Origin of the sequence: Actinomyces sp. HMSC065F11, from assembly GCF_001813085.1 — a bacterium.
Lineage (GTDB): Bacteria > Actinomycetota > Actinomycetes > Actinomycetales > Actinomycetaceae > Gleimia > Gleimia europaea.
Genome location: NZ_KV811465.1, coordinates 1 through 17,079, shown reverse-complemented (window position 1 = coordinate 17,079; position 17,079 = coordinate 1). Strand labels below are relative to the sequence as shown.

General features: G+C 56.3%; 15 protein-coding genes. 3 read left to right on the top strand and 12 right to left on the bottom strand.

The genetic code is table 11. The features are described from left to right. Positions 1-22 precede the first annotated feature (22 nt). Genes HMPREF2891_RS01010 through HMPREF2891_RS01000 form a run of 3 tightly spaced genes read right to left on the bottom strand, consistent with a single transcriptional unit; the run spans position 23 to position 2,680 of the window. Entirely contained in the window at positions 23-820 is a 798-nt protein-coding gene (locus tag HMPREF2891_RS01010; RefSeq protein WP_070620294.1) for a segregation and condensation protein A, read from the bottom strand. After that, positions 820-1,704 (bottom strand): ParA family protein, encoded by an 885-nt coding sequence (locus tag HMPREF2891_RS01005; RefSeq protein WP_261666671.1) that lies wholly within the window; start codon positions 1,702-1,704, stop codon positions 820-822. Before HMPREF2891_RS01005 ends, HMPREF2891_RS01010 begins: the two co-directional genes overlap by 1 nt. Positions 1,705-1,747: 43 nt before the next feature. Further along, positions 1,748-2,680: a site-specific tyrosine recombinase XerD gene (locus tag HMPREF2891_RS01000; RefSeq protein ID WP_070620299.1), complete on the bottom strand. Its 933-nt coding sequence runs from the start codon at positions 2,678-2,680 to the stop codon at positions 1,748-1,750. Between the two features lie 113 nt (positions 2,681-2,793). Between HMPREF2891_RS01000 and tkt the strand changes: the two genes are divergently transcribed. Both tkt and pgl read left to right on the top strand, forming a co-directional pair. Beyond that, positions 2,794-4,857 (top strand): transketolase, encoded by a 2,064-nt coding sequence (gene tkt, locus HMPREF2891_RS00995; RefSeq protein ID WP_070663561.1) that lies wholly within the window; start codon positions 2,794-2,796, stop codon positions 4,855-4,857. Positions 4,858-4,950: 93 nt separating this feature from the next. Beyond that, positions 4,951-5,709, top strand: a complete 759-nt coding sequence (gene pgl / locus HMPREF2891_RS00990) for a 6-phosphogluconolactonase (RefSeq protein ID WP_070663559.1) — start codon at positions 4,951-4,953, stop codon at positions 5,707-5,709. Here pgl and HMPREF2891_RS09925 read toward each other — a convergent pair. The 9 genes from HMPREF2891_RS09925 to uvrC form a co-directional block, all read right to left on the bottom strand. Further along, positions 5,706-5,993 carry an RNA polymerase-binding protein RbpA gene (locus HMPREF2891_RS09925; protein ID WP_083311175.1) on the bottom strand — a complete coding sequence of 96 codons (288 nt, stop codon included), beginning with the start codon at positions 5,991-5,993 and terminating at the stop codon, positions 5,706-5,708. The genes pgl and HMPREF2891_RS09925 overlap by 4 nt on opposite strands. Position 5,994: 1 nt before the next feature. Continuing rightward, the gene (gene secG, locus HMPREF2891_RS00985; RefSeq protein WP_016443616.1) at positions 5,995-6,237 is read right to left on the bottom strand and encodes a preprotein translocase subunit SecG; all 243 of its coding nucleotides are present in this window, start codon (positions 6,235-6,237) and stop codon (positions 5,995-5,997) included. A 162-nt stretch (positions 6,238-6,399) separates the two neighbouring features. Further along, positions 6,400-7,176, bottom strand: coding sequence for a triose-phosphate isomerase (gene tpiA / locus HMPREF2891_RS00980; RefSeq protein WP_070663556.1), 777 nt, complete (start codon positions 7,174-7,176; stop codon positions 6,400-6,402). Positions 7,177-7,181: 5 nt separating this feature from the next. Continuing rightward, a complete protein-coding gene (locus HMPREF2891_RS00975; RefSeq protein WP_070663554.1) occupies positions 7,182-8,372 on the bottom strand; it encodes a phosphoglycerate kinase in 1,191 nt (396 codons plus the stop codon). Positions 8,373-8,470: 98 nt separating this feature from the next. Continuing rightward, the gene (gene gap / locus HMPREF2891_RS00970) at positions 8,471-9,475 is read right to left on the bottom strand and encodes a type I glyceraldehyde-3-phosphate dehydrogenase (protein WP_070620400.1); all 1,005 of its coding nucleotides are present in this window, start codon (positions 9,473-9,475) and stop codon (positions 8,471-8,473) included. Between the two features lie 248 nt (positions 9,476-9,723). Continuing rightward, positions 9,724-10,704 carry a DNA-binding protein WhiA gene (gene whiA / locus HMPREF2891_RS00965; RefSeq protein ID WP_070620316.1) on the bottom strand — a complete coding sequence of 327 codons (981 nt, stop codon included), beginning with the start codon at positions 10,702-10,704 and terminating at the stop codon, positions 9,724-9,726. A 17-nt stretch (positions 10,705-10,721) separates the two neighbouring features. Further along, complete coding sequence (gene yvcK / locus HMPREF2891_RS00960) at positions 10,722-11,732, bottom strand: gluconeogenesis factor YvcK family protein (RefSeq protein ID WP_070663552.1); 1,011 nt, start codon at positions 11,730-11,732, stop codon at positions 10,722-10,724. Between the two features lie 2 nt (positions 11,733-11,734). Next, positions 11,735-12,691, bottom strand: coding sequence for an RNase adapter RapZ (gene rapZ, locus HMPREF2891_RS00955; RefSeq protein WP_070663551.1), 957 nt, complete (start codon positions 12,689-12,691; stop codon positions 11,735-11,737). Then, positions 12,688-14,736, bottom strand: coding sequence for an excinuclease ABC subunit UvrC (gene uvrC / locus HMPREF2891_RS00950; RefSeq protein WP_070663550.1), 2,049 nt, complete (start codon positions 14,734-14,736; stop codon positions 12,688-12,690). The genes rapZ and uvrC overlap by 4 nt, the downstream gene beginning before the upstream one ends. Positions 14,737-14,981: 245 nt before the next feature. On the opposite strand from uvrC, the gene HMPREF2891_RS00945 reads away from it, so the two are divergent. Beyond that, a partial coding sequence (locus tag HMPREF2891_RS00945; protein ID WP_222566250.1) for a hypothetical protein occupies positions 14,982-17,079 on the top strand: 2,098 nt, incomplete at its 3' end.

Here is a 17,079-nt window from a genome sequence, read left to right as displayed (position 1 = left end):
GTCAATACTGAAGTCATTGTACCTAAAGTGGTGCTACCACTGCGCCTTCCTCGTCTTCCATTCGCATGTCGGCGACGTTGGTGTCCGAACCCGTCCAATGGATTGAGAGCTTCGCGAGGGGTGCTTCTTGTTTGAATGACACTGCGCCTTCACGGTACAGATCCAAGATGGCGAGGAAACGAGAAACTATTGTGTTGACATCCGGCGCGTCTGCACAGAGCTGCTCAAAGCTAGCGTCGCCAAGCACTTTCAGTTGTTTCAAAATGTATTCAGCTTGCGGGCGTACGGGCACCAGCGGGTCATGCAAATGGGTGGTTGTAACTTCCGGCGGCGCAGCAAAGATTACCTCTGCCGCGATCTTGGCCAGGTCAAGCGGGGTTGTGGACCAGCGTAGTTGCGGCAAAAGAGCAGCGAACTTGGGTTCCATCTCCGCTTGCCTTGGATGCGCGCCGCTGTTTACCTCCCACAACTGGCCAAAAATATTCGCCACCTGCTTGAAGGCGCGGTATTGCAAAAGCCGGGAGAATAGGAGGTCGCGAGCCTCTAGATATTCGAGGTCTGCTTCAAGCTGTTCATCCTCGACGGGCAGGAGGGAACGGGCTTTCATGTCCAGCAAGGTTGCCGCTACAACCAGGAACTCAGAGGTGCGCGAAAGATCGGGGTCTACGCGCATGTAAGCGATGAACTCATCTGTCACAGCGGCGAGGGCAACCTCAGTAATGTCCATTTCTCGCTTAGAGATAAGGCCGAGCAAAAGGTCGAACGGCCCTTCGAAGTTCTCTAACGAAACGGTGAACCCGCCGCCCTCGGTTGTGGTCACTACGCTACGTCTCCGCGAGAGATCACTTCGCGCGCTAGACGGCGGTAAGCCTGCGCTCCCTTGTGAGAGGGCGCATAGGTAGTGATGGGTTCAGTGGCAACGGAAGCGTCCGGAAACTTCACGGTACGCCTGATGATCGTGTCGTAAACCTTGTCCCCAAAGGCTTCTTGAAGACGCTCGAGGACTTCACGCGCATGCAACGTGCGCAGGTCAACCATCGTGACCAAGATGCCATCAATCTTTAGGCGAGGATTTAGCCTGTCGTGCACCATGTCGATCGTGTCAATGAGGAGGGCAACACCGCGCAACGCAAAAAACTCGGCCTCCAGGGGAACCATAACCCCATGGGCTGCCGTCAGAGCGTTGACGGTAAGAAGTCCAAGCGAGGGCTGGCAGTCGATGAGGATAACGTCGTACTCATCAATGACGGGGCGCAAAGCCCTGGTCAATGCTTGCTCGCGCGCAACCTCATTTACCAACTGGACTTCAGCTGCTGACAGGTCGATGTTTGCGGGCACTAGGTCTAGGTTTTCGATCTTGGTGTGCTCGATGGCGTCTCGGATAGAGACCTTGGAAGACATCAGCAGGTTGTAGATTGTGAAGTCAAGGTCTTGCGAGTTGATGCCAAGGCCTGCAGATGCGGCGCCTTGCGGGTCGAAATCCACGATGAGGACCCGCCTGCCGTATTCCGCCAACGCTGCGGCCAGGTTGATGGTGGTGGTAGTTTTACCAACCCCACCCTTCTGGTTACACATCGCAATAACGCGGGCAGGGCCGTGCGATGATAGCGGGGACGGTACGGGGAAGTCGTTGTCGCGTCCGCCTTCTGGGGGTACGGGAACTAATCCTGGTTGCATCTCACTCACTCCCCTAGAATATGTCATCTGGCCTGCTCTTGCGCCGCCGGGCCAAAATAGTGCCCCGACGCTAGTCAGAGGTGGCTCGTGGGTGCGTGGTTGCATGAACCTCACGCAGCGTTGAGATCGAAACCTTCGTGTAAATCTGGGTGGTTACCACCGATGAGTGCCCGAGGAGCTCTTGGACATCGCGGATCGAAGCGCCACCTTCTAACAGGTGGGTGGCAAATGAGTGGCGAAGAGTGTGGGGAGAGACATCCTCAATCTCTGCCTTCTTTGCCGCACTCTTGATGATTTCCCACGCTGACTGGCGCGATAGCGCTCCCCCGCGCGTGTTCAAGAACAGGTGCTTGTCGTTGCCTTTCTTAGCTGCGAGTTCGGGACGGCCCTGCCTCATATACTTCATTACCGCATCGCGGGCGTAACTGCCCAGGGGAACGAGGCGCTCTTTACGGCCCTTGCCAAAAAGGCGAACCACCGGCACGTCTCCATCCAGCAAAAGGTCTTCTGGGTAGAGACCGGTTATTTCAGAAATGCGAGCCCCTGTTCCATAAAGCATCTCCATCACCGCGGTATCGCGTAGGCCGATTGGGCCGGGTGTTTCAGATACGGCGTCGAGTAGTTGCTTGACCTGGTCGAGCGTGAGCGCCTTCGGTAGTCGCATGGGCGTCCCCATCGACTCGACGTCGTCCATGGGATCAGTTGCAATCACGTCGCGATCGATCAAGAACTTTATGAAGCCCGAGATTGAGGAACGAGCGCGCGCAATCGAGGACCGTGCAAAAGCTCGTCCAAGCTCCCCCGTTGAAAGTTTAGTTAGGTGGTCGTTAATGACCTTGGCGTTTAGTTCATTGGCCGACTCTAGGTGCGTGTCATCGAGGAACCGGGAGATATCTGAACGGTATGCCGAGATGGTGTGCTTTGACGCGCCGCTATCAACACTCAAATAGTCTAAAAAATCGACTAGATACTGCTGTAAAACACTGTTGCGTGAAGGTATCATAATCTTAAATGTTCTCTCTTTTCGTGTTAGAATAAACACGGAACGCGTTAAAACGACCGAACAGATACAATTGTGACCGATTTCTAAATTAACGACAAGGGAAGGCTATTTTCATGACATTTTCATGGAACGAACTTGACGATCGCGCGGTTAAAACAGCAAAGATGCTTGCCGCAGACGCCGTCGAAAACGCTGGATCCGGCCACCCGGGCACCGCGATTTCTCTCGCACCGCTCGCGTACCTAATCTTCCAGAAGCACCTAAAAATGGACCCGCAAGATAGCCTGTGGCTTGGTCGGGACCGGTTTGTGATGTCTGCGGGCCACTCGTCTTTGACCCAGTACATTTCTCTGTACCTGGCTGACGCCGGCCTTGACCTTGAGGATCTGAAGAAGTTCCGTAGCCTGAAGTCAAAGACGCCGGGCCACCCCGAGTACAAGCACACTGACTTTGTTGAGATCACCACGGGCCCACTTGGCTCTGGCCTTTCCTCCGCTGTTGGCATGGCAATGGCGCAGCGCCGTGTTCGTGGCATGTTCGACCCGGATGCCGCTCCTGGCGAGTCTCCGTTCGATCACAATATCTGGGTAATCGCGGGCGATGGCTGCTTGCAGGAAGGCATTTCTTCGGAGGCTTCCTCGCTGGCTGGCACGCAAAAGCTTGGCAACCTGATTGTGTTCTGGGATGACAACCATATCTCCATTGAAGATGACACGTCGATTGCGTTCACTGAAGATGTGATGAAGCGCTATGAGTCTTACGGCTGGCACACCCAGCACGTGGATTGGACCAAGGGCGGCGAATACAAGGAAGACGTTGCGGCCGTTGAAGAGGCGATCCAGAACGCGCTAGCTGAGACTGACCGCCCGTCGATCATCGGACTGCGCACCATCATCGGCTGGCCTACCCCGGGCAAGCAGAACACGGGCGCTATACACGGCTCGAAGCTTGGCTCCGATGCTCTTGCAGGCTTGAAGGAAGCACTTGGCCTTGATCCGCAGAAGATGTTTGATGTGGATGAGGAGGCCGTCGCACACGCACAGGCGAATATGAAGCAACGCGGCGAGGCCGCCCGCTCCGAATGGGACGCGAAGTTCGCTAAGTGGCGCGAGGCTAACCCCGAACTTGCAAAACTTTACGATCGTCTTGCAAAGCGCGAACTACCCGAGGGCTGGGAAGATGCGCTACCGAAGTTCGAAGAGGGCAAGGCCGTTGCTACCCGCGCCGCGTCGGGCAAGGTGCTGAACGCTTTGGCTCCGGCTCTTCCTGAGCTTTGGGGTGGTTCGGCTGACCTCGCGGGCTCGAACAACACCTTTATGGACGGCGAGCCCTCGTTCCTACCGGAAGAGCGTAGCTCTGCAATGTTCTCGGGCAACAAGTACGGCCGCAACCTCCACTTTGGTGTTCGTGAACACGCGATGGGGGCCATCATGAACGGTATCGCGCTTGAGGGACTCACCCGCGTTTACGGTGGCACGTTCTTCGTGTTCGCTGACTACATGCGTGGTGCGGTGCGTCTGGCCGCTCTGATGGGGTTGCCTACGACCTTCGTGTGGACCCACGATTCGATTGGTGTTGGCGAGGATGGCCCCACGCACCAGCCTGTGGAGCACCTGACCGCTTACCGCGCTATTCCAAACCTCTCGATCGTCCGCCCGGCCGATGCCGCTGAGACGGCGGAGGCATGGAAGGAAATCTTGAAGCGTGACGCCACGGCCGGCCTGATTCTTTCCCGTCAGAACCTGCCTAACCCGAAGCGTGGAGGCGACCTGGCTCCCGCAAGTGGCCTCGCCCGCGGAGCCTACGTGCTGCGTGACACGGAGGGCACGCCGGACATTATTCTGATGGCTTCCGGTTCGGAGGTCCAGCATGCGCTTGGCGCCGCGGAGGTCCTCGCGAGTGAGGGCGTGAAGGCGCGCGTTGTGTCCGTTCCTTGTATGGAGTGGTTCGATGAGCAGTCTGAGGAGTACAAGGAATCGGTACTCCCCTCGGCCGTTACCGCACGTGTTAGTGTCGAGGCCGGTTTGGCTGCACCGTGGTACAAGTACCTCGGTATTAAGGGCCGCGCGGTTTCGCTAGAGCGTTTCGGTGAGGTTGGCTCGGGCGATGATCTCATGAAGATGTTCGGATTCACCACGGAAAATGTGGCTAAGGTTGCCCGCGAGGTCCTAGCCTAACGTTCAACTAATCTGGAGGTCAGCTAAGCTGGCCTCCAGTTTTTTTTACCCCTAATCTCGTAAACTGAGCACAGTCGATTGCAAGGTGGAGCAATGCTTGAAACAGATTTGAAAGTTCACCGAACGGTAGAGGAACTCCACGCGAAGGTGGCGCTCTCCCTGGTTCGCAAGATCACTGAGCTTTCACAGCAGCGCAGCCGGATCCACGTAGGCATTGCCAGTGATATCAGCACTACGCTTTTACAGAAGATTGCCGACATTATGGGCCACCACCCTGATCTTGTGGAGCAGTGGTCACCCGTTCATATTTGGATGGCTGACGAGTGCTACGTGGAATATGAGGATGCAGACCGCGCCGACACGCATGTTGATGAGGCCTTCTCATCCCAGTTCCCTATTTTTCAGCTTCACCGGCCACCCACCCCCTCGAATAGCAAGAGTTTGGAGGCCGCGGCACGCCAGTATGAGGAAGAAATGGTGTCGGTATATTCGTTACACGCCCTGCTGGATCCTCGTTCAATAGCGCTTGATATGAGTATTTTAGGAATTGGCCAGGATGGCCATTTTGCGTCCCTTTTTCCCTCTCACCAAACCCTGGATGCGGCTGGGTTGTATGTTGCAGAACCGCAGTCCCCCAAGCTTCCAGCGCAGCGAATCTCAATGACTATTCCTCTATTGCGGCGTTCACGGGCGTCCTGGTTTGTGGTTGCGGGTAAAGAAAAGGCTACGGTTTTTGCGCAGGCATTGCAGGGCGCCAACTTTAGAGAGGTGCCCGCAGGTGCAATGAACCAGGTGGGAACGCAGTGGTGGGTGGACAAAGCTGCAGCCAGCAGGATCGACAGGATCTTCTAGCGCTCGCCTTCTCGTAGACGCCTGAGTGCATCTTCGAGGATCGCGTCTCTCTCAGCGGAGTTTCGCCGTGCCTCGACCTCTGCCAAGTGTCTAGCTGCAAGCGAGGATTCCTGGCGTTGCGAGGCCGCACTTTCCCCTACTCGGGGGCGATTACGGTAGGCATCCTCATGGCACGTTTGACAAGGATAGGAATTTGGAACGTCAAACAATGCGGTTGCAGAAAAAGAAACGCGCGTGACATGGCCACGCGCGCAGAAGTATTCGATGTTTGCTATCGCATCCAAGCTAGGCGAACTTCGTCAGAATACCGATCAGGACGATTACGGTTACCCACACAACTAGGGTGCCAATCGTGATGCGATTTAGGTTGCGCTCGGCAACACCGGACGAGCCTGCAGTGGACGAGAAGCCGCCACCGAACATGTCCGATAGGCCGCCGCCGCGACCCTTGTGCATCAAAATGGTGAGGATGAGGAACAGGCTCGAGATCACGAGCAACACGTCCAGGATGATTTTTACAGCTGTCACGCTAATCCTTTTCCTTCACGCCTCGGCGCTTAAACAAACTTTCTAACCTGTTAGATTCTAGCGTGGCATCGCGAAAGTTCATAGCCGGGCGCGCAAGCATGGTGGCTTTCACTAAAAATGTGCCTCCACCGGAGTTTGTTCCGGTGGAGGCACAAAAAGAGGTTAGGCGTTGAAGCGCGCGATCTTCGCGAACTCGTCAGCCTTCAGCGATGCGCCGCCAACGAGGGCGCCATCGACGTCCTCCTTAGCCATGATGTCCACAACGTTCGAGGACTTCACGGAGCCGCCGTAGAGGATACGGACAGCATCAGCGGTCTCGGCGTCGTACAGTTCACTTACGCGAACGCGGATTGCGCCGCAAACTTCCTGTGCATCTTCAGGGGTTGCGACCTCGCCGGTGCCAATGGCCCAGATGGGCTCGTACGCGATAACGCTCTTCTTGACATCATCAGCGGACATGCCCTTAAGAGCGCCATCGATCTGCGCTAGTACGTGCGAAACTTGGTTTCCAGCCTTGCGAACGTCAAGACCTTCACCACAGCAGATGATTGGCGTCATTCCAGCAGCGAGGGCAACGCGTGCCTTCTCGCCCACCAGCGCGTCACTCTCGCCGTGGTATTCACGACGCTCGGAGTGGCCCACAACGATAAAGCTACAACCAAGCTTGGACAGCATGGAAGCAGAAATCTCGCCGGTGTACGCACCGTTCTCGTGGGTGGAAACATCCTGAGCGCCGTACTTGATCTTCATCTCGTCGCCCTCAACAACCGTCTGAACCGAACGGATGTCGGTAAACGGCGGAATAACAGCAACCTCAACAGCCGAGAAATCGAAGTTAGCGTCGGTCAGTTCTTGGTTTAGTCCCTGGACCAGGTGGATCGCCTCAAGGTGATCCATATTCATCTTCCAGTTGCCGGCCATAAGTGGCGTACGTGCCATGTAAATCAGTCCTCCAAAACTGCGATACCCGGAAGCGTCTTACCCTCAAGAAGCTCGAGGGAGGCACCGCCACCGGTGGAAATGTGAGAGAAAGTGGATTCATCGAAGCCGAGCAGACGCACAGCAGCCGCAGAGTCGCCGCCGCCAACTACCGAGAAGCAGTCACCTTCGGATAGTGCGCGAGCAACGGCCTTCGTGCCACCAGCAAAGTTCTCAAACTCAAATACGCCCATCGGGCCATTCCAAGCAACGGTCTTCGCCGAAGCGATCTTCGAAGCGTAAAGTTCTTGCGACTTCGGACCAATATCGAGGCCCATCTGGTCGGCAGGAATCGCGTCCGCGTCAACTACGGATGGGGTTGAGTCCTTTGCAAACTCGGGAGCAACCACGATGTCTACAGGAAGGACGAGGTCAACGCCGCGCTCCTTTGCCTCATCGATGTAGCCCTTAACCGTTGCAAGCTGCTCTTCTTCTAGCAGCGACTTGCCAACCTCGTAGCCCTTTGCCTTCAAGAATGTGAAGGCCATGCCTCCACCAATGAGGAGCATGTCGGCCTTCTTCAGCAAGTTAGCGATAACGCCAAGCTTGTCCGAAACCTTGGAACCGCCAAGCACAACCGCGTAGGGGCGTTCCGGATTGTCGGTAGCCCTCGACAGCGATTCGATCTCCTTCAACACGAGGAGGCCCGCAGCGGACGGAAGCTTCTTTGCAATGTCGTAAACCGAAGCCTGCTTGCGGTGTACAACGCCGAAGCCGTCCGAGACAAAAGCATCGGCAAGTTCCGCCAGTTCGGAAGCGAACTCTTCGCGCTCGGCGTCAACCTTTGAGGTTTCACGCGGATCGAAGCGAACATTCTCGAGCAGAAGAATATCGCCATCGTTTAGCTTTCCGGCCTCTTCCTTTGCGGATTCGCCGGTGATGTCCTTGGCAAGCGATACGTTGGCATCAACAAGTTCGCCAAGACGCTTTGCAACCGGTGCAAGGCTGAACTCTGGCTTGAACTCGCCCTTCGGACGGCCAAGGTGTGCCATGACGATAACCTTGGCTCCGCTTTCTACAAGCTTGTTCAAAGTGGGTAGTGCCGCGCGGATACGGCCGTCGTCGGTGATCGTCGTGCCATCTAGCGGCACGTTGAAGTCCGAACGAACCAGGACGCGCTTTCCTTTGAGGTCACCTAGACTTTCGATCGTTCTCATAAAATCTTCCTCTCGAAGTTCAATAGTTCGGGCCTAAAGAAGACGCCCGCGCACGCGTCAGCATGTGCGGGCGTCCAACTTTTACGCTCGACTCCTAATTAGAGACGCTCACCAACGTACTTGGTCAGGTCTACGAGGCGGTTCGAGTAGCCCCACTCGTTGTCGTACCAGGAAACAACCTTCACCTGGTCGCCAATAACCTTGGTTAGCGGCGCGTCGAAGATCGACGAGTGCGGGTCGGTTACGATGTCGGTCGAAACGAGGTAGCCATCGGAGTATGCCAGGACACCCTTGAGCGGGCCCTCAGCAGCTGCCTTCATGGCGGCGTTGACGGACTCGATCGAAACCTCGGACTTCGTGGTGAAGGTGAGGTCGGTGACCGAACCGGTGATTACCGGAACGCGAAGTGCGTAGCCGTCCAGCTTGCCCTTGAGCTGCGGGAGCACGAGAGCAACAGCGCGAGCAGCACCGGTGGTGGTCGGAACAATGTTGACCGCAGCGGCGCGTGCACGGCGAAGGTCCTTGTGCGGAGCGTCGTGGATGCGCTGATCGCCAGTGTAAGCGTGGATCGTAGTCATGAGGCCGCGCTCGATGCCAAAGGCCTCGTCAAGGACCTTAGCCATCGGAGCAAGGCAGTTAGTGGTGCACGATGCGTTCGAAATGATGTTGTGCTTAGCCGGATCGTAGTCGGTGTGGTTTACACCAACAACGAAGGTAGCGTCTTCATTCTTAGCCGGTGCGGAGATGATGACCTTCTTAGCACCACCATCGATGTGTGCCTTCGCCTTGGTTGCATCCGTGAAGAAGCCCGTGGACTCAATCACGATGTCAACACCGAGGTCGCCCCACGGAATGTTGGCGGGGTCGCGCTCAGCGAAAGCTGCGATGCGGTGGCCACCAACGGTGATGGACTCGTCATCGTAGGTTACGTCTGCGTCAAGCTTGCCAAGAATGGAATCCCACTCGAGCAAGTGTGCGAGGGTCTCGTTGTCAGTTAGGTCGTTGACGGCAACAATCTCAAAGTCCGCACCCTGCTCACGAGCTGCGCGGAAGAAGTTACGGCCAATACGACCAAAGCCGTTAATACCGACGCGGAAAGTCACAATGTCCTCCTGTAATGCGCTACGGCGCATTTTCGTCTGATGAAACTGAATGCCCAGAAACGCGGGCACGCAGTCCGCAGTTTTCTGCGGTTCCAGCACTTCTAAATTTACACCGTTTCGATAGATTTAGCATGCTCGAAGGCGGCATTTACTTTATTACTAGGAAAATTCCAGGTTTTGGAAAGGTTTTTAGAGGTAAAAGCTAAGCAAATATGGCGTCGGCGTTAGCTATCAATCCGCTGTTTTCTTTAACCTTCGAGTAAATCGGCGCTGAGACTTGCTTCCGTGTCGGGAAGCCCGTCCTCATGGGCGCGCTTATCAGCCATGGCAAGAAGTCGGCGAATACGTCCCGCAATCGCGTCCTTCGTCAGTTGCGGGTTAGCGAGCTTGCCAAGTTCTTCAAGCGAGGCCTGCGGGTGGCTAACGCGAAGTTCACCAGCCTCACGCAGGTGCTCGGGAACCTCGTCTCCCAAGATGTCGAACGCACGCTTTACCCGCGCGCTTGCAACTACTGCGGCCCGCGCGGACCGGCGTAGATTAGCGTCGTCAAAGTTAGCCAATCGGTTAGCACTGCCTCGGGCTACGCGGCGCTTGCGGCGCGCCTGCCACACCTCCAGGGTTTCAGGAGTTTCCAGGGCCTGCAGAATCGAGGCGATCCCATCAGCTTCGCGCACCACAACCCGCTGCGCACTGCGAATCTCACGCACCTTCGCCTGTGCACCCATTCGGCGCGCAAAACCAGCCATTGCAAGCGCGGCCTCCGGACCGGGAGCAGTGATTTCCATCGCCGAGGACCGGCCGGGCTCCATCAGCGAGCCACGCGCTAGGAACGCCCCGCGCCACGCCGCGATGGCCTCGGCGTCGCCCGAAGCAACAATCCGGGTGGGAAGACCTCGCACCGGACGGCCCTGCGCATCAATTAGTCCCGTCATGCGAGCCAGATGATCGGCTCGTTCCACCACGCGCACAACGTAGCGGTCTCCCTTCTTTAACGCTCCCCCAGAGACGATAACCACAGAAGAGTTCACCTTAAACAGCTTCGCCATGAACGTGCGCAGGCGAGCAGCCGTGGCCGGCAGATCAACTTCGGCCTCAATAATCACGCGGCCTGAAACCAAGTGTAAACCACCCGCGAAACGGAGCATTGAGGCTACCTCCGCCACCATTTCAGATGGGGTGGCAACGGGTTTCCTAACCAGTTCCTCTTTCAGAGCGAGCGTCAGCGACATTAAACTTTCTCCACAATCTAAGCGAGCCAGGCCTCGCGCCGTCCGACTTCACCCAAGAAGCCATCAAATGCGTCACGTAGCGCTGCCGCCAGACGCAACGGATCGTGCAAGGGCTGAGCTCCACCGATCGACACCTGTCGAAGCAGTAGTCTAGCGCCTACCTCGCGGGCAGCGTTCTCCAAGTCCTCAATATCGTCAACCGTGGAGGGCTGGGCAATCACCACATCAAGCGCAAAATCAGGAGCATGCTGAGCCAGAACGCGAACGTGATCACCGGCAGAGAGCATTTCTGTTTCGCCCTCTTGTTCCGCAAGGTTCAGCACGAGGGCTCGCCGCGCCTTCGTTGAAACCAGCGCATCGTGCAGTTTTGGCACCAGCAGGTGTGGGAGCACGGACGTGTACCACGAGCCTGGGCCCAGCACCACCCACTCGGCCTCGGCTATCGCATCAAGAACTTCGGGGGCAACCGGTGGGTCAGCAGGATTTAGGCGAACCGCGCGGGTTTGCCCCTCGGCAGTGGCTACGGCGCATTGACCTCGCACTACCCGTGTTAGCCCATCGGGGCCCTCCACGTCGGCTTCGATCTCCAGTGGGGTCTGTGCCATTGGTAGAACGCGGCCGTGAGCGCCCAGCAACCGAGCAATCCAGTCCAGGCCGTCCACCTGGTCACCCAAAAGTTGCCACAGGGATACGATCAGCAGATTTCCGAGGGCGTGGTCATTCAGCGGACCATCGGTGTTGAAACGGTGCTGCATGACATCGCGCCAGGTTAGGCCCCATTCGGAGTCATCGCACAGCGAAGCCAGTGCCATGCGTAGATCTCCCGGAGGTAGCACGTCCATTTCCTCGCGCAGCCGGCCCGAGGAACCACCGTCGTCAGCAACGGTTACCACTGCCGTGAGCTGATGCGTTATGTGTTTGAGGGCCCGCAGGGTTGCAGAAAGACCGTGGCCGCCGCCAAAAGCAACCACGCGCGTGCCAGCCTCTCCCCTGCGCGGCCAGCCGTTTGCATCCAGTAGACCTGCCATGGTTACTCCCTACCCAAGTCCCTGTGAAGCACTCGAACAGGGAACCCTTCATCACGCAGCGTGGCCGCAATCAGCTCGGTCATGGCAACCGACCTGTGCTTACCACCGGTGCATCCTACCGCGATGGTAGTGAAGGGTTTTAGTTCATTCACGTAACCGCGGATCATGGGCGCAAGCAGTTTGGCGTAATTGATAGCAAAATCGCGAGCTCCGGGTTGCTCCAGCACGTATTTCGCAACCGGCTCATCACGGCCAGTTAGGTGGCGAAGTTCGCTAACCCAGTAGGGGTTCGCCAAGAAACGCACGTCCAGCACGTGGTCCGCGTCAAGCGGCAGTCCGTACTTAAAACCGAAAGACATGACGGTGAGTTTCAGCTGCGTGTCGGCTTCACCCGCAACGATGTCGCGCATGTGCCGCGTGAGGTCATGTACCGACATTTTTGAGGTGTCGATGATCTCATCTGCACGGGCGCGAAGCGGAGCGAGCATCTGTTTCTCTTTACGAATCCCGTCGAGGATTCGCCCGTCGCCCTGAAGAGGGTGCGGACGCCGGTTGGACTCGTACCGGCGCACAAGCGTGGCCTCGTCTGCCTCGAGGAAAATAATCCTGTAAGTAACCGCGTCTTCATTGAGTTTGGCGAGGACGTCCTCGAGGTCGTGAAAGAACTCGCGGCTGCGAACGTCTACCACTGCGCCCAGGCGGTGCACGCCCGAGCCGTCCACGGTCATCATGCCGGCCAGCGCCGGCAGGAGCGTCGGCGGAAGGTTGTCTACCACGTACCAGTCCAGGTCTTCCAGTGCCATTGACGCGCGCGTACGTCCAGCGCCAGACATTCCAGAGATGATGATCAGCTCGGGTTCGCTCGCTTTAGGAAGCCGCGCCATTTCATCAAGTAGCGGGATGCCCGCGGGCACAGTTGGCGGGTTGTTCTCGGTCACCGACTTCGTGTCTTCACTCATGTGTCTAGTTTGCCAGCCTTTTGGCCGCTCGTCTCGCTTTCTTTGTTACCGGGCTCGTTCACCTGGGCGTGGAAGAAGTCAAAAATGGTTTGTGCCAACATGGGCCCCACACCTGGAGCCGTTTGGAGTTCTTCCACACTAGCCTCGCGAATCTTCTTTACGGATTTGAACTTCTTCAGTAGTTCAGCCTGCCGGGTGGGGCCAAGGCCGGGCACTTGGTCAAGCACGGATCGTCTCATCGCTTTAGAACGCTTTTGGCGGTGGTGGGTGATGGCGAAGCGGTGCGATTCATCCCGCAAATGTTGAAGCAGATAAAGGCCGGGTGAGGTGCGTGGCAGGATGACCGGGAAGTCGTCACCGGGAATCCATACTTCCTCCAGACGTTTTGCTAGCCCCACTACGGGTACGGTAATCCCGAGTTCTTCTAGCGTTGCCGAGGCAGCGTTTACTTGTGGCAGGCCCCCATCAACCACCACCAGGTCGGGCCGGTAGGAGAATCTGCGAGGAAGGCCGGTTTGTGGATCTACCGGGCCGGAGGCGAGTTCGATGCCGTCCTCGTCGTAGCCGGACTCCCCCGCTTCCTCGGCCAAGAGCCTCTTAAAGCGGCGGGTTAGGGTTTCACGCATGGCAGCTGTGTCGTCCGGTACGCCTTCACCGTCCTCACCTCGGATAGTGAAATGGCGGTAGTCGGTTTTGCGGGGCGCTCCGTCTTCAAACACGACCATGGACGCCACCTGGTTTGTGCCCATCGTGTGGGACACGTCGTAGCATTCGATGCGTAGCGGTGCGGACGAGAGGTCAAGGTAGTCACGCAGTTCTTCGAGGGCTTGGCTACGCTGCGTGAGGTCGCCAGCGCGTTTGGTCTTGTGTAGGCGCAGGGCGTGCTCGGCGTTAGCTTGAACGGTGTCCATGAGGGCGCGCTTCTCACCGCGTTGAGGAATACGTAGGTCTACGTTGGCGCCACGAATCTGAGTGAGCCACGCGGCAACGGCATCGGCGTCGGTGGGCAGGACTGATACGAGTACTTCACGTGGAACAGCGGATGTTGGGGCATGTTCCACATCGTCAACGGAGACTGCGGCAACGCGTTCGTGCACGTCTTCGCGGGTAGCTTCGGCGTAAACTTGTTGGAGCAGGCGCTGCATGAGTTCGGCTTCGCTGGTGTTGTCCGGGCGGTCTACTACCCAGCCGCGCACGCCGCGGATACGGCCTCCGCGCACGTGGAACACTTGGACTGCAGCTTCGAGTTCGTCAACAACTTGGGCGAATACGTCCGCGTCCGTGCCGTCACCGAGCACAACGGCGTTTTGTTCCAGGACCTTGTCGAGCGCTGCCAGAGAATCGCGCAGGCGCGCGGCGCGCTCGAAGTCGAGTTCGGTGGCGGCTTGCTTCATCTGGGTTTTGAGGTCACGAATGTAGGGGCCCACTTTGCCGGACATGAATTGGCATAGTTGTTCGGCTAGTTCGTAGTGGTCTTGTTGGGAGATTTTTCCAACGCACGGTGCGCTGCAGCGTTCGATGTAGCCGAGCAGGCAGGGTCTCCCGGCGCGTTCGGCGCGACGGTAAACACCCTTGGAGCAGGTGCGAATAGGAAACACCCGTTGGAGCTGGTCAGCGGTTTCGCGAATGGCCCACACTTGCGAGTAGGGCCCAAAGTAGCGGGTGTTTTTACGCCGGGCTCCTCGCATGATCTGCATGCGCGGCACGTCCTCCCCCATTGATACTGCGAGGTAGGGGTAGGACTTGTCATCCCGATACATGACGTTGAAGCGCGGGTCGTACTGTTTAATCCACGAGTATTCCAGGGTGAGTGCTTCAACCTCTGTGGCGACAACTGTCCACTGCACTGATGCTGCAGAGAACACCATTTGTTGGGTGCGCGGATGCAAGCCCGCTGGGTCCTGAAAATAATTGGTGAGGCGGTTGCGTAAGTTCTTGGCTTTACCCACGTAAATGACGCGGCCCTCAGCGTCACGAAAACGATACACCCCAGGTTCAGTTGGGATCTCAGACGTCTTCGGACGATAAGTTACAGGGTCAGCCACGCCTCGATTCTACGAACTTTAAACACGAGGAGCGAGTAGAGCGGTTCTGTGATGACGGCATTTGTGGCTGTCTCTGAGGATTAATTCCCATATTGTTGTGCTGTCATTTTGAGTTGCCTCAATGCCGGTCTTACCTCTGCATCTCGCGCTACAGCAAATGCGGATTTTCCGGATCTTTTCGGGGCTGCCGATGGTATGATCGGGAGTCAGGACTCGTTTATTTTCGCATGTATTGGGAGGTCCTCATGCTTGGCTTGAATCAAAAGCCCGGAGCTTTGTTAGCAGATCAATCTAGTGTCGCGAGGCAGAAACCGCTCAGTTTCGTGTTGAGACTGATGGTGATCGTGTTTTGCACCTTTGGTTTGGTGTTCTCCGGACCTCCTCTAGTGCACGCTGAGGATGAAGGAACGGATGAAAGCGGGTCCCGGGAACTGGCAACCACTCAGCAGCCTGAAAATGTAGCAAATGCTGAAGAGATTCTTGCATCAGAGGAGACTGCAGATGCGGGAGTTGAAGAGGAAGCTGGAAGCACAGCTGACACAGAAGAAGCTCCTGTAGTTGAAAACGATCAGGAGCTCGAAGCACAGCCTGCTCCCGCGGAGAGCTTGGAGATCGGGCCTGAAAACGTCAGTGAAAGCGTCGCTGAGCCAAACGCAAAGCTAGCGCCGCCGACAGACATAGTTGCAATATCGGGTACGAAAGAAGTAAAGGGCCAGGCCGAGGCAACTAACGATAGAAATCGGCAACTTAGGGCATACGTATATGCGAAAGATCCGAAATCGGAGCCTAATCAGATTCCACTGGGGGAAAGCACAGCCGGTAAAGGCAACGGTAAATTCACTGTGAAATTGCAGGAGCCACTAGCTAGCGGCCAAGTACTTTACATCGTGCTGAAACAAGAAAACAAAAAAGGCAGTAAATGGATTCCCGATGGAGTTGAATCCGATCCTATATCGGTATCAGTCTCGCTATCTTTGGCTGATCAGTATGACGCTGATCTAGTTGTTCCTCAGGGTAAATTTTTACACGAAGACCAGTCCACCCGCAGTGACGAGGAAACTAGTGAGATCTTCGAGGCGTTCAAAGAAATTAATCCGGCTATCGCGGGCTATATGAAGGCGATAAACCTCTATAACGTTTCCCAAGAGGAACTCTCGGCTGAGATAGTTTATAACGACAATTCTAAAGGCGCGAGAAAACTCATCAAGATCGAACTGATCACGGAACTCTCTGCTGAGCCTATAGTTGATAAGCTACTGGTCACTGGAAATACAGTCGCTGGCACCCTCCAAACCAAGGATGGACAGCAAGTCAAGCCGGGCACGAAAGTAAAGGTTGTCACGACGATTGATTCCAACGATCGTAAGAATTTTGAGCCTGGAGCTAGGTGCAACGTCGATAAATCTCAGGCAACGTACGCCGATGTAGATGCCGAGAACGGCACGTTCTCCGTCGATGTTGGCTATGACACCTTGAAACTAAATTGGCCGGGGTCTTCCGAGGGCGAGATCGGAATCATAGTTAAAGAGCCGAAGAAACTCCCAACGTGCAAAGTCATTGTTCCGGAGGGACCGTTGCCGGAGAAAACTCCGGTTAGGGATCCGAAGAAACTAACTAAAGATGACAAGAAAAGAATAGATCCGAAAATCCGACAGGCTTACACGACCGTAACTGGCATTTCAAAAATGCCGGACGGTACCGGAGACTGGGAAAATACCCCCGCACTTATTGATTTCAATGCTGATGGCGACGCAAGAATAGCGAACCCCTCAAACAGTGTTGGTGATTGGGATCAAAACTGGGCCTTTGTCCCTAAACAGGACGAAGACGGTAGGTATGAACTCAACAACCCGGAACAGGTCAAGAGTATCGCCGCGAAAGACCTAGTTACGAATATCAAGCCTAGATCGCCCAAGATCACTGTTGATTACGATTCCAGCACAGTCACCATCAATCCTCCCGCATATACGGATCCGGGTGATGATACAGATTTGGCTTCCTACCGGATCCTTTATGACGGCAAGACCATTAACCTAACCCGATCTGAACCGTCGGGATCTACCGGATCCTGGTCTTCGAGTGAAGGCTCTGTAGACTCGAGCACGGGTACCGTGACACTGCAAATTAAGGATTTGTCCGTCGGCGCGACCATTACTGCGATTGCAACGGATAGGGGCGGCTTGGTCGAGGAGGAAACGCCGCTTGATTCCGATCCCGTGAGTGTGACGTTGGAAACCGCAACAGTTTCATATGACGCTAATGGTGGTAGTGGCACGATGCCCAGCACCAAGATGAATAAGGGCTTGACGTACACGATCTTGGACAACGGGTTTGAGGCTCCGG